This window comes from Streptomyces sp. NRRL B-3229 (assembly GCF_000719505.1).
Taxonomy (GTDB): domain Bacteria; phylum Actinomycetota; class Actinomycetes; order Streptomycetales; family Streptomycetaceae; genus Streptomyces; species Streptomyces griseorubiginosus.
Map to the genome: position 1 here is coordinate 116,639 of NZ_JOGP01000008.1, position 18,019 is coordinate 134,657.

Here is an 18,019-nt window from a genome sequence, read left to right on the forward strand (position 1 = left end):
GAGGTTGCGTGGCGTGTGCAGCGTGCGTTGTGGCTGGGCGCGCAGTTCCCCGCGCCCCTGGGGTGGGTGCAGTCAGCCTGCGTACGGATCCGAGACCTTGCCCGGCGTGGCCAGGAACTCGAAGTCGCAGCCGGTGTTCGCTTGCGTGATCTGGTCGTTGTAGAGGGCGCCGTAGCCGCGTTCGTAGCGGGTGGGCGGGGGCGTCCAGTCCCTGCGACGCCGCTCCAACTCCTCGTCATCCACGTTGAGTTGGAGCATCCTGGCCTCGACGTCGAGCGTGATCATGTCACCCGTGTGGACAAGGGCCAGGGGTCCGCCGATATACGACTCCGGAGCCACATGGAGCACGCACGTGCCGTAGCTCGTGCCGCTCATCCGGGCGTCGGAGATACGGACCATGTCGCGTACGCCCTGCTTGAGCAGGTGGTCGGGGATGGGGAGCATGCCGTACTCGGGCATGCCGGGGCCACCCTTGGGCCCGGCGTTGCGCAGCACCAGGACGCTGTCCGCGGTGATGTCCAACTCCGGGTCGTTGATGGTGCGTTGCATGGACTTGTAGTCGTCGAAGACGACCGCGGGCCCGGTGTGCTTGAGCAGGTGCGATTCGGCGGAGATGTGCTTGATGACGGCGCCGTCCGGGCAGAGGTTGCCGCGCAGGACGGCGACCCCGCCCTCGCTCGCGACCGGGTTGTCACGGGTGCGGATGACGTCGTCGTTGTGGACGACGGCACCCTCCAGCTGCTCGCCCAGGGTGCCGTTCACGGTCGGCCGGTCCAGGTGGAGCAGGTCGGTGATCCGGGAGAGGAAGGCGGGCAGACCGCCGGCGAAGTGGAAGTCCTCCATGAGGTACGTCCGTCCGCCGGGCCGTACGTTCGCCAGGACCGGGACCGTGCGGGCGATGCGGTCGAAGTCGTCCAGGGTGAGTTCGACGCCCGCCCGGCCGGCCATGGCGATCAGGTGGATGACCGCGTTGGTGGAGCCGCCCAGCCCGAGGACAGTGGTGACGGCGTCCTCGAAGGCGTCCCGGGTGAGGATGCCGGACGGCTTGAGCCCGGTCCAGGCGAGTTCCACGGCCCGGCGTCCGGAGGCGGCCGCCATCCGCTCGTGGGCGGAGTCGACGGCCGGGATCGAGGACGCGCCCGGCAGGGTCATGCCAAGGCATTCCGCGGCCGCGGTCATCGTGGACGCGGTCCCCATGGTCATGCAGTGGCCCGGCGAGCGCGCCAACCCGCCCTGGAGCTCGCGCAGTTCGCAGTCGGTGAGGTTGCCCGCGCGGTGCTCGTCCCAGTACTTCCACATGTCGGTGCCGGACCCGAGGGTCTCCCCGCGCCAGTGGCCCGGCAGCATCGGCCCCGCGGGCACGAAGATCGAGGGCACGTCGGCCGAGGTCGCGCCCATGAGCAGCGCGGGCGTCGACTTGTCGCAGCCCCCGAGCAGCACCGCCGCGTCGATCGGGTAGGACCGCAGCAGTTCCTCGGTCTCCATGGCGAGGAGGTTGCGGTAGAGCATCGGAGTGGGCTTCTGGTACGTCTCCGAGAGCGTGGCGACCGGGAACTCCAGCGGGAAGCCGCCCGCCTGCCACACCCCGCGCTTGACGGCCTCGGCGCGCTCGCGCAGATGGACGTGGCAGGGGTTGATGTCGGACCAGGTGTTGAGGACGGCGATCACCGGTCGGCCCCGGTACTCCTCGGCCTCGTAACCGAGCTGCCGCATCCGGGCGTTGTGCGACCAGGTACGCAACTGGCCCTGGGTGCCGTACCACTGGTGGCTGCGCAGCTCCTCCGGCCTCAGCCTCTCCGTGTCCGGCCTCAGCCTCTCCGTGTCGGTCATATCGCCCACCCGGCGGCTATCGCGGCGACCTCGGCGCGCTCCGACTCGGACAACTCCCGGCTCGGCGGCCGGACTTGGCGGCGGCACAGGCCGAGCGAGGCGAGGGCCTCCTTGACGACGGTGACGTTGTCGGCGGAGCCGTTCGCCGCGCGGAGTTCCTCGAAGCGGCGGATCTGCTCCCAGACCTTCATGGCGGCCGGGAAGTCCCCGGATCGAAGCGCTTCGATCATGTTCAGCGAGACGGCGGGGGCGACGTTCACCAGTCCCGAGGTGAAGCCGGTGGCGCCCGCCGAGAAGTAGGAGGGGGCGTAGGGCTCGGCGAGCCCGGCCACCCACACGAAGCGTTCGAGTCCCGCGTCCCGGGCGAAGGCGGCGAACCTGGCCGCGTCCGGAACGGCGTACTTCACCCCGATGACGTTGGGGCAGGCGTCGGCGAGTTCGGCGAGGCGCTCCCCGCGGAGCTGGGCGTTGCGGATGTAGGGAACCACCCCCAGCTCCGGGACGGCCTCGGCGATGGCGCGGTGGTAGTCGACCCAGCCGCTCTGCGAGACGTAGGGGTGGACGGGCTGGTGGACCATGACCATGCCCGCGCCGAGTTCCCGGGCGTGCCGGGCGGAGGCGACCGCGGTGGGCACGTCGTGCCCCACGCCCACGAGGACGTCGGCCCGGTCCCCGGTCTCGTCGAGGGTCAACTCCGTGACCAGACGGCGTTCTTCGGGCGCGAGGGCGTAGAACTCGCCGGTGTTCCCGTTGGGGGTGAGGGTGGTGACGCCACCGTCGAGCAGCCGGCGCAGCAGGGCCCGGTGGGCGTCCTGGTCGACGGTGCCGTCCTCGGCGAACGGGGTCACCGGGATCGCCACGACGTCGGCCAGGGCCGCCCGCTGGGGCTCGAACGTCTCGCTGCTCATTCCTGGCCCTCCTGGTCCAGCACTCCGGGGAACGCCCGCTCGACGAAGGACGCGATGTGGGCGTGCAGGGCCCGGCCCGCGCCCTCCGCGTCGCCCTCCTGGGCGAGTCGCAGGATCTCCCGGTGCTCTCCGGCCTCGCGCTCCCAGGACGGCGAGGCCGCCCAGGCGACGGCGGAGACCAGGGCGGCCTGGTCGCGGACCTCGTCGAGCATCCGGCCGAGCAGCGGATTGCCGCAGGGCAGATACAGGGCGCGGTGGAACTCCCGGTTGGCCAGGGAGCGTTCGGCGGTGTCGGTGGCGTCGTCGGCCCGGGTCAGGGCGGCACGGGCGGCGTCGAGGGAGGCCCCTCGCCGTACCGCCCGCCGCAGCGCCTCGGGTTCGAGGAGCAGGCGGACGTCGTAGACCTCGCGCGCCATGTCCGCGTCCACCATGCGCACCGTGACGCCCTTGTACTGGCTCATCACGACGAGCCCGGTCCCGGCCAGGGTCTTGAGCGCCTCGCGCACCGGGGTCTTGGACACCCCGAACTGTGCGGCGAGTTCGGTCTCCACCAGGGCCTGACCAGGCGTCAGGCGCCCGGTGAGGATGCGGCGTTTGATCTCCTCCAGCACGTACTGCGTGCGGGAGGGGATCGGCGTGGGCACAGAGGTCATGCGCGCCTCTCGGATCTCGCGTATCGGAACGTCGTGCATCGGAACGTCGTGCATCGAGTCGTCGCGTATCGAGCCGTCGTGTATCTGATCTCGCGTATCGCGTCTCATATATGACGTACGAAGTACGACGCGTTGAAGGTAGGAGGACGGTGTTGTTTCGTCAATGCTTCCGGCAAAGGAAGTTGAAGTCGCGGTGACGGCGCGTCAGACGAGCCGGGTCGCGCCCTCGAAGGCGGTCGTGGTCCGTCCGGTGAAGGCGACGGCCGCGCGGGCGGTCGCCGCGTCACGGGTGAGCGTGGGCCCGACATGGGTGACGATCAGCTCGCGCGCCCCCGCCTTGCGGGCGATGTCACCGGCGTCCTCCGGGGTCAGATGGACCTGTTCGCCTTCGCCATGCCGGTCGAGGTCCGCCTCGCACAGGAACACGTCGGATTCCGCGGCGAGTTCGACGAGGGCGGTGCACGGACCGCTGTCCCCCGAGTACGCGAGGACCCGTCCGGCGCACTCGGCGCGCAGCCCGTACGTCTCGGCGTCGTGGACGACGGCACGGGAGGCGAGGCGCAGGTTCCAGTGCCGGACCTCGTGGCCGTCGTACAGGGGCTGGAAGTCGAGGACACCGCTGAGGAAGCGGGTGTCGGACCGCCCGAAGAACCCGGCGATCCGGTGGGCGGCGCCGGGCGGGGCGTACACCGGGATCGGGGCGGGCGGGGTGAGGCCGCCGTACGCGAAGGCGTAGAGGGCGGGGAGCAGATCGGCGCTGTGGTCGGCGTGGAGGTGGGAGATCCAGATCGCCGTGAGCCGGGAGGGGTTCGTGTGCCGCTGCAACTCGGCGAAGGTTCCGGGGCCGGCGTCCACCCACACCTCGGCGCCCCCGCCGCGCAGCAGGTAGCCGGAGCAGGGGCGGCCGGGTCCCGGGTGCGGGGAGGCGGTGCCGAGGACGGTGAGGCTGAGGGGCGGCATGGTGGGGAGCGTACGGTCCGGGCCCGCCGCCCGCCGCCGGTTTCCGTTCGACTACGGCACGGTCGTACCGGCGTCTACACGGGCCGGCCCGGGTTCCGCCCGCTGAGGCCCACGGCCCGGTCGAGGAGCGGGGCGTCCTGGGGCACTGGGACGATCGGGCCGAAGATGGCGTCGCGGCTGGGGTCGTCGGCGGAGGCCTGGAGGAAGGCGAACGTCGCCTGGAGTGCGGCCGGGTCCGGCTCGTACGGCTGGCCGGTGGCCATGGCCAGGTCCCAGCCGTGGACGACGAGTTCGTCGACCGCGACGGCGGCGGCGATCTCGCCGGGCAGGTCCACGCCGCCCGCGCGGGTCATGCCGGTCCAAGCTGCCGGGTCCCGCCAGGCCTCGGCGAGCTCGTCGAGGACCTTGGGGAGCTCCGCGCGCCAGCCGGGGCCGATGTCCGGGACGGAGTCGGTCGGCGGGGTGTCGGTGGTGGCGCCCAGGTCCTTGCGGGCCGCGTCGCGGAAGGCCGCGGAGAGGCCGAGCAGATGGCCGAGCAGGTGGTGCACCGCGTACTCCGGACACGGTGTGGCGTGGCCCAGCTGCTCATCGGTGACGCCCTCGGCCAGCAGGGCGATGACGCGGGTCTGCGGTCCGAGGTCCAGGGGCGGGACGGTCATGCGGTGCTCCTCAGGGTTCGCGTGGTCGTGCGGGGTGAGCGTGGTCGTGAGGGGTGGACCGTCCCCGCTCCGAAAACTCATCGCTCGCACATCTACGTCACCTTCCCCATCCCTCCCCGGGGGCCTTAGACCCACGCTTTCCCCTCATGACGAAGACATGGGCGGTGCTCCGGGACCGCAACGCACGGCTGTATCTCACCGGGGTGCTCGTCTCCGGCTTCGGCACCTCGGCCCTGTGGCTGGTGTCCGGGGTCTGGGTCAAGGACCTCACCGGCTCGGACGGCCTGGCCGCGCTGTGCATGCTCGCGATGTGGGCGCCGACCCTCGCGGGCCCGCTGCTCGGCACCCTCGCGGACCGGGTCCGCCGCAAACCGCTGCTGATCGGCGCGAACCTGCTGCTCGCCGCGCTCCTGCCGGTCCTTCTCACCGCCCGTGTCCCGGTCGTCCTCACGGTGCTTCTCGTGTACGGCGCGGTGGGCGTGGTCCATGACGCGGCGGAGTCGGCCCTGGTCGCCGGAGCCGTCGCCCCGTCCCTGCTCGGTGACTTCAACGGGCTGCGGATGGCGATCACTGAGGGCATGAAGGTGATCGCCCCCTTGGCGGGCGCCGGCCTGTACGCCCTCCACGGCGGCCCGGCCGTGGCCCTTCTAGACGCCCTCACGTTCGCAGTGGCGGCGGCGGTGTACGCCGGACTACGCGTCCGCCAGGAGCGTCCACCCACCCGAGAGGAACCCCCCGAACCCTCCCCCCGCACCCCCTTCACCGAAGGCGCCCGGCACCTCTGGGCCCACCCCGTACTCCGCCCTCTGATCCTGGCCGGCGGCACCACCATGTTCTGTGCCGGGGTCAACGGCGCCCTGCTCTACGCCGTGATCGACGCCCTCGGCCGCTCCCCCGCGTACGCCGGTGTGCTGTACGCCGTCCAGGGCGCCGGATCCGTGGCCGTGGGGCTGTTCTCCGGTCCCGCGCTGCGGCGCCTGGGCGGGCGCCGGTTCGCCGGGTACGGCATCGCCCTCACGGCCGTGGCCGCCGGGCTCCGCGCGCTGCCCTCCGAGGCGCCGGCCCTGGCGAGCAGCGCGGCGATCGGCGTCGGCCTGCCCTGTGTGCTGATCGCCGCGCTCACCGCCGTGCAGCGCGAGACCCCGGACGCACTGCTGGGCCGTACCGCCGCCACCGCCCACACCCTGGTGTTCGCGCCGAACGCGCTGGGCCTCGCGGCGGGCGCGGCCCTGGTCGAACTGGTCGACCAGCGGCCGCTGTCGGCCGTCCTCGGCATGGTGTGGCTGGCCACCGCCGTGCCCCTGTTTCAGAGGCCGGCCAGCGCCGAGCGGATCGCCTCCAGGTCGCCGTCCGACGCCAACCCGGCGTGATACAGCCGGACTTCGGTCGCCCCGCGCTCTCGCGCCCGCGCCACGTCCGCCGCGAGGGTGCCCGGGCTGCCACCCATCGCCTGGACGACGGGGAAGTTGGCGGCGATCACCGCGTCGTCCCGGACTCCGGCGAACGGCGTGAGGAGGCCCGGCCCGTCCGCGCAGGGCACCACCACACCGTCCGCGACGGACAGGACGTGCTCCGGGGCGACTCCCGGGTTGGCGCCGACGTGGTACGTCACCGGGTCGGCGTGCAGCAGGATCTGGAAACCCTCGGGAGCGGCCGCCCGGACCGCCCGGACGGCCGCCTCCTGGAGTGTGCGGGCCATCTCGTCGCGCCATGCGCGGGTGGCGGCCGCGAGCCCGTCGCCGAGCAGCTTCTCGACCCCGGCCCAGCCCCCGTCGTCCGGCGCCCCCCGCCACAGCGGCTCCAGGGCGGTACGCACGGACGCCGCCAACTCGTCGGGATCGACGCCCTGTTCGCCGTACCCCTCGCGGCACGTCCCGCAGAAGCAGAGCGCCATGAGGTACATCCCGGCGTCGCCGAGCGGGACCCCGCCGGTCTTGTCGTGGGCGTGCAGGTGCTGGAGGCCGTACCAGCCGAGGGACTCCAGTTCGGTGCCGGCGGCGCCGGGGCGGACGGCCGCCTCCACGGCGAGGTCGACGAGGTACGCGCGCGTGGCGGGCTGGGCGATGCACGGGGCCCACGGGTAGCGGTCGCCGTAGGCGTTGACGACGGAGATGCCCGGATGCTCGGCTCCCATACGGGAGTTGTGCGCGAGGACGACCCAGGTGTGCACCTCGAGACCGGCCCCGGCGAGTTCCGCACAGGCCGTCCCGAAGGCGTCCCCGGGCGCCCAGTCGCCGGCCGGGTACGGGCGCAGGTCCCGTCCTTCCCAGCGCGCGTCCGTCGGGTACAGGACCGCCGCGTGCTCGGCGGTGACGATGCGGTGGCGCGGGTGACGGGGGGTCAGCGCGCGCGTGGAGTGGTACGCGGCGGCGAGGGTCGCCTGGCGCACGCCGAGCCCGGCGATCCGGGCCGCGGCCTCCGGGTCACCGTTGACGTCCCAGGGGTAGACGAACGTCGACGCCTTCACCGTGCCTCCTCCAGGAGCGCGTGGCCGCGCTCGATGATCTGCGCGAGTTGCTTCACATGGTCCTCGTCCGGCTCGTGCAGCGGCGGCCGGACCTCGCCCACGTCGAGGCCACGGAGCCGGACACCGGCCTTCACCAGGGAGACGGCGTACCCGCGGCCACGCGCGCGCAGTTCGACGAAGGGACGGTAGAAGCCGTCGAGCAGGCGGTCGGCCGTGGCCCGGTCGTCCTCGACGAGCGCGCGGTGGAAGGCGAGGGCGACCTCGGGGGCGAAGCAGAAGACGGCCGAGGAGTACAGGGGAACGCCGATGGCCCGGTAGGCGAGCTGGGTCTGCTCGGCGGTGGGCAGGCCGTTGAAGTAGAGGAAGTCGCCGGGCACTTCGGTGCGCACCGCACTCACGGTCCGCTGCATCAGGTCGAGGTCGCCGAGGCCGTCCTTGAGGCCGATGATCCCCTCGGTGCGGGCCAGTTCGACGACGGTCTCCGGGGTGAACACGGCGTTGTCGCGCTGGTAGACGATCACCGGGAGCGGGGTCGCGGCGGCCACCTCGCGGTAGTGCCGCAGCAGTCCCCCCTGCCCGGCGACCACCAGATAGGGCGGCAGGGCGAGCAGTCCGTCGGCCCCGGCGGCCGCGGCGAGCCGCGCGTACCGCACGGCGAGCGCGGTGCCGTATCCGGCGCCCGCGACGACCGGCACCCGCCCGGCCGTCTCCGCCACGGCCGCGCGGACGCAGTCCTGGAACTCCTCGGGCGTGAGCGCGTGGAACTCCCCGGTGCCGCAGCACGCGAACACGGCCGCGGCCCCGGCGTCCACGCCCTGGCGTACGTGCGCGCGGTACACACCGAGGTCGACGGATCCGTCCGGGCCGTAGGGGGTGACGGGGAAGAACAGCGGCCCGCTGGGGATGCCGAGTCGATGGGCGAGGTCGGCGGACGACGTCACAGGCTCTCCCTAGAATGACATGCAGAATACTGATCAGAGTTTATATTTCTGAACGCACACCACGCTACCCTTGACGAAGCCAAGACCCAATCCCTAGCTTGTCCACGCATGTGAATACCGTGCACTGACGAGGCCGTTCAAGGAGACCCGAGGATGCCCGCTCCCCGCACCGTCCTGCTCACCGGCGCCGCCGGCGGCCTCGGAACCCTGATGCGGGACCTCCTGCCCGCGTACGGCTACGAGCTGCGCCTGCTCGACCTGCGGCCGATCGAGGGCGAGCCGGACGCGATCGTCGCCGATCTCGCCGACCGGGAGGCGGTGCGCGAGGCCGTGCGCGGTGTCGACGCGATCCTCCACCTCGCGGGCATCTCCCTGGAAGCCCCGTTCGAGAAGATCCTCAAGGCCAACATCGAGGGCACCTACCACCTCTACGAGGCCGCACGCGCCGAGGGCGTCCCGCGGATCGTCTTCGCCTCCTCCAACCACGCGGTGGGCTACACCCCGCGCCCCCGGGGCCAGGACCCCCTCATCCCCGTCGACACCCCGCGCCGACCGGACACCTTCTACGGCCTGTCCAAGTCGTTCGGCGAGGATCTCGCGCAGTTCTACTGGGACAAGCACGGCCTGGAGACCGTCTCGGTCCGCATCGGCTCCTGCTTCCCGGAGCCGACCAGCGTGCGCATGCTCTCCCTGTGGATGAGCCCCGCCGACGGCGCCCGCCTCTTCCACGCGGCGCTGACCGCAGAGGAGGTCGGCCACACCGTGGTCTACGGCTCCTCTGCCAACAGCCGTCTGTGGTGGGACCTGGCCAGCGCTCGCGCCCTCGGCTACGACCCCCAGGACGACTCGGAGCCCTACGCCGAGAAGCTCATCGCCGAACAGGGCGAACTGGAGGAAGGCGTGGAGGCCCACGCCTACCTGGGCGGCCAGTTCGTGACGGACCCGCCGATCTGGCCGCACTGATCCAGGCGTAACGAGGGCGGGCGGGCACCGAACGGGCCCGCCCGCAGGCATATCCGGGCACGGGGCAGGGGCCTGGGGGTAGGCGCGAAGCGCCACCCCCAGGGGCGCGGGGAACTGCGCGACCAGCCACATCGGACCCGCACCCGCCACACGACCGCCCCACCCGAGTCCGTAGGCCCGCCCCGCCCGAACGGGCACACACGGACAGGATCACCCCCGCAACAGACCTGGTCACCACCCCCCGCCCGCTGTACAACTTCCTCCAGACGGCCCGAACGGGCACCACACGACAGGAGGGCGGGTGACCGAATGACCAGTACCGCGGAAGAACGCCAGCGGCACATCGTCCGCACCGCCCGCACCACCGGCGCCGTCGACGTCAACACCCTCGCCGCCCAGCTCGGCGTCGCGAAGGAGACCGTGCGGAGAGACCTCCGCGCCCTGGAGGACCACGGCCTGGTCCGCCGTACGCACGGCGGCGCCTACCCCGTGGAGAGCGCCGGTTTCGAGACGACGCTGGCCTTCCGCGCCACCAGCCACGTGCCCGAGAAGCGCCGGGTCGCGGCCGCCGCGGCCGAGCTGGTCGGGGACGCCGAGACGGTCTTCGTCGACGAGGGCTTCACCCCGCAGCTCATCGCCGAGGCCCTGCCCCGGGACCGGCCGCTGACCGTGGTCACCGCCTCCCTGCCGGTCGCCGGCGCCCTGGCCGGGGCCGAGAACACCTCCGTGCTGCTGCTCGGCGGGCGGGTCCGGGCCGGAACCCTGGCCACGGTCGACCACTGGACGACGAAGATGCTGGCCGGGTTCGTCCTCGACCTGGCCTTCATCGGCGCCAACGGCATCTCCCGCGAACACGGCCTCACCACCCCCGACCCCGCGGTCGGCGAGGTCAAGGCGCAGGCCGTCCGGGCCGCGCGCCGCACGGTGTTCGCGGGCGTGCACACCAAGTTCGGCGCGGTCAGCTTCTGCCGGTTCGCGGAGATCGGCGCGCTGGAGGCGATCGTGACCAGCACGCTGCTGCCGTCGGCCGAGGCCCACCGCTACTCCCTGCTGGGCCCGCAGGTCATCCGGGTCTGACGTCCGAACTCACTCCTCTATGGGGCCACTTACCACAATCAGTGCCCTTTATGTCCCTCTATGTCCAGGAGCGATCCATGCGAACCCCGAGCCGACGACGGCCACCGCGAGCCACACTCGCCCTGGCCGCCGCAGGGACGCTGCTCGCCCCGCTGCTCTCCGGCTGCTGGGTCGGAGCGGGCGGGACCGGGTCGGGCGGCACGTCCGTCAACGTCCTGATGGTCAACAACTCCCAGATGACGGAACTCCAGAAGCTCGCCCCGCGCTTCACCGAGGAGACCGGCATCAAGGTCAACTTCACCGTCCTGCCCGAGAACGACGTCCGCGACAAGATCAGCCAGGACTTCGCCAACCAGGCCGGCCAGTACGACGTGGCGACCCTGTCCAACTACGAGATCCCCATCTACGCCCGCAACGGCTGGCTGCACGAGATGAACTCGTACGTCGGCAAGGACCCGTCGTACGACGAACAGGACATCCTGGGGCCGATGCGCCAGTCCCTGACCGGCGACGACGGCAAGCTCTACGGCCAGCCCTTCTACGGCGAGTCGTCCTTCCTGATGTACCGCAAGGACGTCTTCGCGAAGAAGGGCCTGACCATGCCGGCCCGTCCCACCTGGACCCAGGTGGCCGACCTGGCCGCCAAGGTGGACGGTGCCGAGTCCGGCATGAAGGGCATCTGCCTGCGCGGACTGCCCGGTTGGGGCGAGGTCATGGCCCCTCTCACCACGGTCGTGAACACCTTCGGCGGCACCTGGTTCGACAAGGACTGGAAGGCCGGGCTGGACTCCCCCGCCTTCGAGAAGGCGACCAAGTTCTACGTCGATCTGGTGCGCGAACACGGCGAGTCCGGCGCCGCCCAGTCCGGCTTCGCCGAGTGCCTCAACAACATGACCCAGGGCAAGGTCGCCATGTGGTACGACGCCACCAGCGCCGCCGGTCTGCTGGAGGCGGCCGACTCCCCGGTCAGGGGCAAGCTCGGCTACGCCCCCGCTCCCGTCGAGCGGACCGAGGCCTCCGGCTGGCTCTACACCTGGGCCTGGGGCATCCAGAAAGCGTCCCGCAACCCCGACAACGCCTGGAAGTTCGTCTCCTGGGCGTCCGGCAAGCGGTACGAGCAGCTGGTCGGCGACGAGATCGGCTGGGCCAACGTCCCGGCGGGCAAGCGGGCTTCGACGTACACGAACCCGGAGTACCGCAAGTCGGCCGCCTCCTTCCAGGAGATGACCAAGGAGGCCATCGAGCAGGCGCGGCCGAACGACCCGGGGGTGCAGCCGCGTCCCGCGCCCGGCATCCAGTTCGTCGGCATCCCCGAGTTCACCGATCTCGGCACCCGGGTCTCCCAGGAGATCAGCGCGGCCATCGCCGGACGCCAGTCCGTCGAGTCGGCCCTGAGGAAGTCCCAGCAGCTCGCCGAGAAGATCTCCGAGGAGTACGAGGGACGATGACCGCGACAACGACGGCCCCACTGGCCACTCCGAGCGTTCGTACCGTGCGGCAGCCCTCGAACCGGCTGCGCGCCTGGGCCACCCGGGCCCCGCTGCTGCCCGCCCTGGTCTTCATGATCGTGGTCACCCAACTCCCGTTCGTGGCGACGGTGGTGATCTCCTTCTTCGACTGGAACTCGCTCTATCCGAAGGCCCGTCACTTCACCGGGGTCGACAACTACAAGGAGGTCCTCACCGACGCGGACCTGCGCCACTCGGTGTGGACGACGGTCCTGCTGACGGTGACGGTGGTCCTGGTCAGCCTGGTCCTCGGGCTCCTCCTGGCGCTGCTCCTGGACAGGAGGTTCCGCGGTCGAGGAGTGGTCCGCACCCTGCTGATCGCCCCGTTCCTGGTCGTACCGGTGGCGGCCGCGCTGCTCTGGAAACATGTGCTCTACAACCCCGAATACGGCTTGTTCAACGGGCTGTTGCACTATGTGGGCGGTCCACAGCCGGACTGGATCTCCAACACCCCGCTGCTCGCGGTCGAGGCCTCGCTGGTCTGGCAGTGGACCCCGTTCATGATGCTCATCCTGCTGGCCGGACTCCAGAGCCGTGACCAGCAGCAGATGGAGGCCGCGCGGGTGGACGGTGCGAGCGACTGGCAGATCTTCCGCTACCTGACGCTCCCGCACCTGCGCCGCTACCTGGAGCTGGGCGCCCTGCTCGGTTCGATCTACATCGTCCAGAACTTCGACGCGGTCTTCACGATCACGTCCGGTGGCCTGGGCACCGCCAACCTGCCGTACACCGTCTACCAGAGCTTCTACCAGGCCCACGAGAACGGCCTCGCCTCGGCGGCCGGCGTCCTGGTCGTCATCGGCTCGATCATCATCGCGACCTTCGCCCTGCGCGTGGTGTCGTCCCTGTTCCGCGAGGAGGTGGCACGCGCATGAACGTCCTGTGCCGCAACGGTCTGGGTCTGCTGGCCTGGCTCCTGGGCATCATGTTCTTCCTCCCGATCGCCTGGATGGCCCTGACGTCCTTCCACTCCGAGGCCGACGCGGCCACCAACCCGCCCTCCTTCGGCGCCGCCCTCACCTTGGACGGCTACCGCGACTTCTTCGGCACGGGCGGCGGCGCGAGCCCCTGGCCGGCGCTGGTCAACTCGCTGGTGGCGTCGGTGGCTTCGACCCTGTTCGTCCTGCTGCTTGCGCTCCCGGCGGCGTACGCGCTGTCGATCCGCCGGGTGCGGAAGTGGACGGACGTCCTGTTCTTCTTCCTCTCCACCAAGATGCTGCCGGTGGTGGCGGGCCTGCTGCCGATCTACCTGTTCGCGAAGAACACCGGCATGCTCGACAACATCTGGCTGCTGGTCGTCCTCTACACGTCGATGAACCTGCCGATCGCGGTCTGGATGATGCAGTCCTTCCTCGCCGAGGTCCCGGTCGCGGTGATCGAGGCGGCGCGGGTGGACGGCGCGGGGCTCCCGACCGTCCTCGCGCGCGTGGTGGCCCCCATCGCCCTGCCGGGCATCGCGGCCACGGCCCTGATCTGCTTCATCTTCAGCTGGAACGAACTGCTGTTCGCGAGGGTGCTCACGGGCGTGGTCGCCGAGACCGCTCCCGTCTTCCTGACCGGCTTCATCACCAGCCAGGGGCTGTTCCTGGCGAAGGTGTGCGCCGCGTCGCTCGTGATCTCCCTGCCGGTGCTCGCCGCGGGGTTCGCCGCCCAGGACAAGCTGGTCCAGGGCCTGTCTCTGGGAGCCGTGAAATGAAGGCCGCCGTCATCGAGTCCGTGGGCCGTGCCGTCGTCGCCGAGGTCCCGGACCCGACGCCGGGTCCGCGCGAGGTCGTGGTCGAGGTCGCCGCATGCGGCCTGTGCGGCACCGATCTGCACATCCTCCAGGGCGAGTTCGCCCCCGAGCTGCCGATCGTGCCGGGCCACGAGTTCGCTGGCGAGGTGGTCGGGGTCGGCACCCGGGTCACCGAGCTGGCGGTCGGCGACCGGGTGGCCGTCGACCCGTCCCTGTACTGCCACGAGTGCCGCTACTGCCGTACGGGCCACAACAACCTCTGCGAACGCTGGGCCGCGATCGGCGTGACCACGGGCGGCGGCGCGGCGCGGTTCGCCCTCGCGCCGGTGGCCAACTGCGTACGGCTGCCCGAGCACGTCCGCACCCAGGACGCGGCGCTGGTGGAGCCGCTCTCCTGCGCGGTCCGGGGATACGACGTCCTGCGCGCCCGCCTCGGCGCCCATGTGCTGATCTACGGCTCGGGGACGATGGGTCTGATGATGCTGGAGCTGGCCAAGCGGACCGGCGCGGCGAGCGTGGACGTGGTGGACGTGAACCCGGCCCGGCTGGAGACGGCCCGCAAGCTCGGCGTCTCCGGCTCCGCGGCGAACGCCGACGAGCTGGACCGCCCGCAGGGCTGGGACCTGGTGATCGACGCGACGGGCAACGCGGCGGCGATCCAGGACGGCCTGGACCGGGTGGCCAAGGCGGGCACCTTCCTCCAGTTCGGGGTGGCCGACTACGCGACCCGGGTGACGATCGACCCGTACCGCGTCTACAACCAGGAGATCACCATCACCGGTTCCATGGCCGTCCTGCACAGCTTCGAGCGGGCGGCGGAGCTGTTCGCGACGGGGGTCCTGGACCCGGAGGTCTTCATCAGCGACCGGCTGCCCCTGGACCGCTATCCGGAGGCGCTGGAGCAGTTCGCGGCGGGGGTGGGCCGCAAGATCGTGGTGGTGCCGTAGACGGTGAAGCGGGGGCCGGAGGGGTGCCGTAGGCCAGTGGGGATGCCGTGGGCCGGTGGGGTGTCGTGGGCCGGTGGGGTGTCGTGGAAGATTAAGGGAACGGTAAAGCGGCGTCGGTCGTTCACCGGGCATGACAGCTATGACCCCGGGCTCGAACATCCCCCTCCCCGTCACCCGTGTGACGGTGGACGTCTCCGCGCCGGTGCGGCTCGACGTGTCGGGCCTGCTGCTCACCGCCGACGGCAAGGTGCGCTCCGACGACGACTTCATCTTCTACAACCAGCCGTCCGGGCCGGGAGTGACCTACCGCTCGGGCGGCGGCACATCCCCCGACGCGATCACCGTCGACACGGCGGCCCTGCCGCCCGGCATCGAGAAGATCGTCGTCACCGCGAGCCCGGACGCGGCAGGGCAGACCTTCCAGGGCATCGAGCCGACGGCCACGATCCGCAACGCGGACGACACCTCCGTCCTGGCCACGTTCACTCCCCCGCGGCTCGGCACCGAGACGGCGCTGGTGGTCGTGGAGATCTACCTGCGCAACGGCGCCTGGAAGGCCCGGGCGGTCGGACAGGGGTACGCGAACGGGCTGGCGGGCATCGCGACGGACTTCGGCGTGACCGTGGAGGAGCCGGCGCCGACGCCGGTGGCCCCGCAGCAGCCGGTGGCTCCGCCCCAACAGGCGGCTCCGCCGCAGCCCGTCGCTCCGCCGCCCGCCCCGACCGTGCAGACCCCGGTGGCCCCGCCCGCCACTCCCCCGGCCCCGCCCGCTCCCGCTGCGGGGACCGGGAAGATCAACCTCGACAAGGGGCGGGTCAGCCTCCAGAAGAACCAGACCGTGTCCCTGGTCAAGGGCGGCCGTCCGCTGCTCTCCCAGGTCAAGATGGGCCTCGGCTGGGAACCGGCGTTCCGGGGCAAGGACATCGACCTCGACGCGTCCGTCATCGCCTACGGCCCGCAGCGCAATCACATCGACAGCTGCTACTTCGGCAAGCTGTCCATCGTCGGCGGCGCGATCAAGCACTCCGGCGACAACCTCACGGGTGAGGGCAGCGGTGACGACGAGGTGATCGTCGTGGACCTCGGCCGGCTGCCCCAGGAGGTCACCGGCCTCGTCTTCACGGTCAACTCCTTCTCCGGCCAGAAGTTCACCGAGGTCGCCAAGGCGTACTGCCGCCTCATCGACGCCGCGAGCGGAGAGGAACTGGTCCGCTTCGACCTCACCGGCGCGGAGGCGCAGACGGGGGTCATGATGGCGAAGCTGATCCGCCAGTTCTCCGGCGAGTGGGAGATGACGGCGATGGGCGACTTCGTGAAGTCCCGCACGGTGAGGGGGATGGTGAAGCCGGCGGCCCAGGCGTTGTAGTTGTTCGACTGCGGGCCGGCGGGAGCTGGTCGCGCAGTTCCCCGCGCCCCTAAGAGCGGTGGGTACAGCCAGGCAGGCCTTGGCTGCACCCACTCAGGGGCGCGGGGAACTGCGCGACAAGCCACGACCCACCCGCACCCGCCGACCGGCAAAGCGAGGCACATCAACAGGCGCCGCTAACCCCGCACCCCCTCCATCAGCAACGTCAGACACCGCCGGATGGAAGCCCCACCCCCACCCCCCAGCTCCGCCGCCCCCGCCACCCCATGGGCCAGCCGAAGCAACTCCACCGGCTCCACATCCCCCCGCACCGCTCCAGACTCCCGCGCCGCCGACACCAACCGCTCCGCCGCCCCCCGCACATGCGTCCCGCACACCGTGGGCGTGACACCCCCGTCCGTCACCGTCACCGTCATCGCGGACCCCAGCAGCGCGCCCAGCCCCCGCACCTGGATCGTCCCGACGCACAGCTCGTACAGCCACTCCGTCAGCGCCTCCCCCGGCGGCAACCGCTCCGCGAGCTCGTCGGCACGCCGGGCGAGCCCCTCGACGCGGTCCACGTACGCCGCCTCCAGCAGGGCCCGCCGCGTCGGGAAGTGCCGGTAGAGGGTCCCCGACCCCACCCCCGCCCGCTTGGCGATGTCGTCGAGCGACGCACCCTCCCCGTGCTCGGCGAAGGCCTCCGCGGCGACCTTCAGCAGCCGCTCGTAGTTGCGCCGAGCGTCCGCACGCATGGCCCTGACCTGCGTCATCCAGATACTCCTCGGGAACCGGGGACTCCCTCCGTACGGTATCGAACGGGCCCCGGCCCCAGAGCGGGGTGAGCGCGGCGCACCGCCCGCCCTGCGCGCCCGTCAGACCCCGCCGGGGCCCGGCAGTTCTCCGGAACCGCGGGCCAGGTAGCGCGTCGTCAGCACACGGTGGCGGGCGGGTCCGAGGTCGCCGTCGACGCGGTCGAACAGCAGGGTCGCGGCCTCACGGCCGATGGCGACCGGGTCCTGGGCGATCACCGAGATGCCGGGGTCGAGCAGGTCGGCGAAGGGCAGGTCGTCGAAACCGATCAGCGCCACGTCGTGCTGACGTCGCAGGTCCTGGAGGGTCTTGCGGACACCGACGGTCACGAGGTTCTGGCCGGAGACGAGCGCGGTGGGCGGCCGGGGCAGGGCGAGGAGTTCCCGGGTGGCCTCCTGGGCGGCCTCGACACCGTGGACCGCGCGCCGTACGAGCGCCGGGTGCAGGACGGAGCCCGATTCCGCGAGCCCTTCGACGAATCCGGCGTGACGCTCCTCGGCGGTCCAGATCGTGGGGAGGTCTCCCAGGAAGGCGATGCGCCGGTGTCCCGCGGCGTGCAGCCGCCCGACCGCCGCGCGCACGCCCGCCCGGTTGTCCACCGTCACGGTGTCCACCTCCCGCACGCTCGTGGGCCGGTCCACGCACACGACGGGGGTGCCCGCACCCCGGGCCGCGTCGAGATCCGTGTCGGTCAGTCCGGTGGGCACCACGATGAGGCCGTCGACCCGGCGCGCGGTGAACGTGCCCACGAGACCGCGCTCCCTGACCGGGTCCTCGTCGGTGGAGCCGGCGAGCACCAGCACACCTCGTTCGGCGGCGGTGTCCTCGACCGCGCGGTGCAGGGCGGCGGAGAACGGGTTGGCGGCGTCCTCGAGGATCAGCCCGAGGGTGTGGGTGCGGCGGTCGGCCCTGCGCAGGCTGCTGGCCGTCATGTCGTGCCGGTAGCCGAGCAGTTCGGCGGCGCGCGTCACCTTAGCCGCCAGGTCCGGAGTGACTCCCGGCTTGCCGTTGACGACCCGGGAGACGGTGGCGATGCCGACCCCTGCCATGGTCGCGACGTCACGCATCGTCGCCGACCGCCTGCCGGCGTCGTGCTGCGAGGGTGGCAACGTTTTCACCTCCGTGGGCGCGGCTCTGACAGCCCTGCCCCATCCTCACACGGAAGCCATTTGCTGCCCAGAGTCTGGACACCGGGTGAGCCCGGCCGTACTTT

At 71.6% G+C, this 18,019-nt stretch carries 17 protein-coding genes; 8 read left to right on the forward strand and 9 right to left on the reverse strand.

All coding sequences use genetic code 11. The features are described 5' to 3' along the window. Window positions 1-72 precede the first annotated feature (72 nt). The 5 genes from araD to IF54_RS0114840 form a co-directional block, all read right to left on the reverse strand. Complete coding sequence (gene araD / locus IF54_RS0114820) at window positions 73-1,830, reverse strand: L-arabinonate dehydratase (RefSeq protein WP_030318530.1); 1,758 nt, start codon at window positions 1,828-1,830, stop codon at window positions 73-75. Continuing rightward, complete coding sequence (locus IF54_RS0114825; protein WP_030318532.1) at window positions 1,827-2,738, reverse strand: dihydrodipicolinate synthase family protein; 912 nt, start codon at window positions 2,736-2,738, stop codon at window positions 1,827-1,829. The genes araD and IF54_RS0114825 overlap by 4 nt, the downstream gene beginning before the upstream one ends. Beyond that, window positions 2,735-3,391, reverse strand: a complete 657-nt coding sequence (locus IF54_RS0114830) for a GntR family transcriptional regulator (protein WP_030318535.1) — start codon at window positions 3,389-3,391, stop codon at window positions 2,735-2,737. Before IF54_RS0114830 ends, IF54_RS0114825 begins: the two co-directional genes overlap by 4 nt. Window positions 3,392-3,595: 204 nt before the next feature. Then, entirely contained in the window at window positions 3,596-4,351 is a 756-nt protein-coding gene (locus IF54_RS0114835) for an MBL fold metallo-hydrolase (RefSeq protein WP_030318536.1), read from the reverse strand. A gap of 74 nt (window positions 4,352-4,425) precedes the next feature. Then, a complete protein-coding gene (locus IF54_RS0114840) occupies window positions 4,426-5,010 on the reverse strand; it encodes a TIGR03086 family metal-binding protein (protein WP_030318538.1) in 585 nt (194 codons plus the stop codon). A gap of 146 nt (window positions 5,011-5,156) precedes the next feature. Between IF54_RS0114840 and IF54_RS0114845 the strand changes: the two genes are divergently transcribed. After that, window positions 5,157-6,380: an MFS transporter gene (locus IF54_RS0114845; protein WP_030318540.1), complete on the forward strand. Its 1,224-nt coding sequence runs from the start codon at window positions 5,157-5,159 to the stop codon at window positions 6,378-6,380. On the opposite strand, the gene IF54_RS0114850 is transcribed toward IF54_RS0114845, so the two are convergent. Both IF54_RS0114850 and IF54_RS0114855 read right to left on the reverse strand, forming a co-directional pair. Further along, entirely contained in the window at window positions 6,317-7,477 is a 1,161-nt protein-coding gene (locus IF54_RS0114850; protein WP_030318541.1) for a hypothetical protein, read from the reverse strand. The genes IF54_RS0114845 and IF54_RS0114850 overlap by 64 nt on opposite strands. Then, on the reverse strand, window positions 7,474-8,418 hold the full coding sequence (locus IF54_RS0114855; RefSeq protein WP_030318543.1) for a 5-dehydro-4-deoxyglucarate dehydratase: 945 nt from the start codon (window positions 8,416-8,418) through the stop codon (window positions 7,474-7,476). Before IF54_RS0114855 ends, IF54_RS0114850 begins: the two co-directional genes overlap by 4 nt. A 153-nt stretch (window positions 8,419-8,571) precedes the next feature. Between IF54_RS0114855 and IF54_RS0114860 the strand changes: the two genes are divergently transcribed. From IF54_RS0114860 to IF54_RS0114890, 7 genes are all read left to right on the forward strand, one after another. After that, the gene (locus tag IF54_RS0114860) at window positions 8,572-9,381 is read left to right on the forward strand and encodes an NAD-dependent epimerase/dehydratase family protein (protein WP_030318545.1); all 810 of its coding nucleotides are present in this window, start codon (window positions 8,572-8,574) and stop codon (window positions 9,379-9,381) included. A gap of 309 nt (window positions 9,382-9,690) precedes the next feature. Next, on the forward strand, window positions 9,691-10,458 hold the full coding sequence (locus tag IF54_RS0114865) for a DeoR/GlpR family DNA-binding transcription regulator (RefSeq protein WP_030318547.1): 768 nt from the start codon (window positions 9,691-9,693) through the stop codon (window positions 10,456-10,458). A gap of 77 nt (window positions 10,459-10,535) precedes the next feature. Next, complete coding sequence (locus tag IF54_RS0114870; protein WP_030318549.1) at window positions 10,536-11,906, forward strand: ABC transporter substrate-binding protein; 1,371 nt, start codon at window positions 10,536-10,538, stop codon at window positions 11,904-11,906. After that, a complete protein-coding gene (locus IF54_RS0114875; RefSeq protein ID WP_030318554.1) occupies window positions 11,903-12,841 on the forward strand; it encodes a carbohydrate ABC transporter permease in 939 nt (312 codons plus the stop codon). Before IF54_RS0114870 ends, IF54_RS0114875 begins: the two co-directional genes overlap by 4 nt. Continuing rightward, a complete protein-coding gene (locus IF54_RS0114880) occupies window positions 12,838-13,662 on the forward strand; it encodes a carbohydrate ABC transporter permease (protein ID WP_030318556.1) in 825 nt (274 codons plus the stop codon). The genes IF54_RS0114875 and IF54_RS0114880 overlap by 4 nt, the downstream gene beginning before the upstream one ends. Beyond that, on the forward strand, window positions 13,659-14,648 hold the full coding sequence (locus tag IF54_RS0114885) for a zinc-dependent alcohol dehydrogenase family protein (protein WP_030318558.1): 990 nt from the start codon (window positions 13,659-13,661) through the stop codon (window positions 14,646-14,648). The genes IF54_RS0114880 and IF54_RS0114885 overlap by 4 nt, the downstream gene beginning before the upstream one ends. Before the next feature lie 139 nt (window positions 14,649-14,787). After that, window positions 14,788-16,014 carry a TerD family protein gene (locus IF54_RS0114890; protein ID WP_030318560.1) on the forward strand — a complete coding sequence of 409 codons (1,227 nt, stop codon included), beginning with the start codon at window positions 14,788-14,790 and terminating at the stop codon, window positions 16,012-16,014. A gap of 176 nt (window positions 16,015-16,190) precedes the next feature. On the opposite strand, the gene IF54_RS0114895 is transcribed toward IF54_RS0114890, so the two are convergent. After that, window positions 16,191-16,766, reverse strand: a complete 576-nt coding sequence (locus IF54_RS0114895) for a TetR/AcrR family transcriptional regulator (RefSeq protein ID WP_030318562.1) — start codon at window positions 16,764-16,766, stop codon at window positions 16,191-16,193. A gap of 102 nt (window positions 16,767-16,868) precedes the next feature. Beyond that, window positions 16,869-17,873 carry a LacI family DNA-binding transcriptional regulator gene (locus IF54_RS0114900; protein ID WP_051735446.1) on the reverse strand — a complete coding sequence of 335 codons (1,005 nt, stop codon included), beginning with the start codon at window positions 17,871-17,873 and terminating at the stop codon, window positions 16,869-16,871. Window positions 17,874-18,019: the final 146 nt, after the last annotated feature.

What these genes read in the sequence shown, in the direction of transcription:
- araD (WP_030318530.1), bottom strand. Translation starts at nt 1,830, where the DNA reads ATGACCGACACGGAGAGGCTGAGGCCGGACACGGAGAGGCTGAGGCCG.
- IF54_RS0114825 (WP_030318532.1), bottom strand. Translation starts at nt 2,738, where the DNA reads ATGAGCAGCGAGACGTTCGAGCCCCAGCGGGCGGCCCTGGCCGACGTC.
- IF54_RS0114830 (WP_030318535.1), bottom strand. Translation starts at nt 3,391, where the DNA reads ATGACCTCTGTGCCCACGCCGATCCCCTCCCGCACGCAGTACGTGCTG.
- IF54_RS0114835 (WP_030318536.1), bottom strand. Translation starts at nt 4,351, where the DNA reads ATGCCGCCCCTCAGCCTCACCGTCCTCGGCACCGCCTCCCCGCACCCG.
- IF54_RS0114840 (WP_030318538.1), bottom strand. Translation starts at nt 5,010, where the DNA reads ATGACCGTCCCGCCCCTGGACCTCGGACCGCAGACCCGCGTCATCGCC.
- IF54_RS0114845 (WP_030318540.1), top strand. Translation starts at nt 5,157, where the DNA reads ATGACGAAGACATGGGCGGTGCTCCGGGACCGCAACGCACGGCTGTAT.
- IF54_RS0114860 (WP_030318545.1), top strand. Translation starts at nt 8,572, where the DNA reads ATGCCCGCTCCCCGCACCGTCCTGCTCACCGGCGCCGCCGGCGGCCTC.
- IF54_RS0114865 (WP_030318547.1), top strand. Translation starts at nt 9,691, where the DNA reads ATGACCAGTACCGCGGAAGAACGCCAGCGGCACATCGTCCGCACCGCC.
- IF54_RS0114870 (WP_030318549.1), top strand. Translation starts at nt 10,536, where the DNA reads ATGCGAACCCCGAGCCGACGACGGCCACCGCGAGCCACACTCGCCCTG.
- IF54_RS0114875 (WP_030318554.1), top strand. Translation starts at nt 11,903, where the DNA reads ATGACCGCGACAACGACGGCCCCACTGGCCACTCCGAGCGTTCGTACC.
- IF54_RS0114880 (WP_030318556.1), top strand. Translation starts at nt 12,838, where the DNA reads ATGAACGTCCTGTGCCGCAACGGTCTGGGTCTGCTGGCCTGGCTCCTG.
- IF54_RS0114885 (WP_030318558.1), top strand. Translation starts at nt 13,659, where the DNA reads ATGAAGGCCGCCGTCATCGAGTCCGTGGGCCGTGCCGTCGTCGCCGAG.
- IF54_RS0114890 (WP_030318560.1), top strand. Translation starts at nt 14,788, where the DNA reads ATGACCCCGGGCTCGAACATCCCCCTCCCCGTCACCCGTGTGACGGTG.
- IF54_RS0114895 (WP_030318562.1), bottom strand. Translation starts at nt 16,766, where the DNA reads ATGACGCAGGTCAGGGCCATGCGTGCGGACGCTCGGCGCAACTACGAG.
- IF54_RS0114900 (WP_051735446.1), bottom strand. Translation starts at nt 17,873, where the DNA reads ATGCGTGACGTCGCGACCATGGCAGGGGTCGGCATCGCCACCGTCTCC.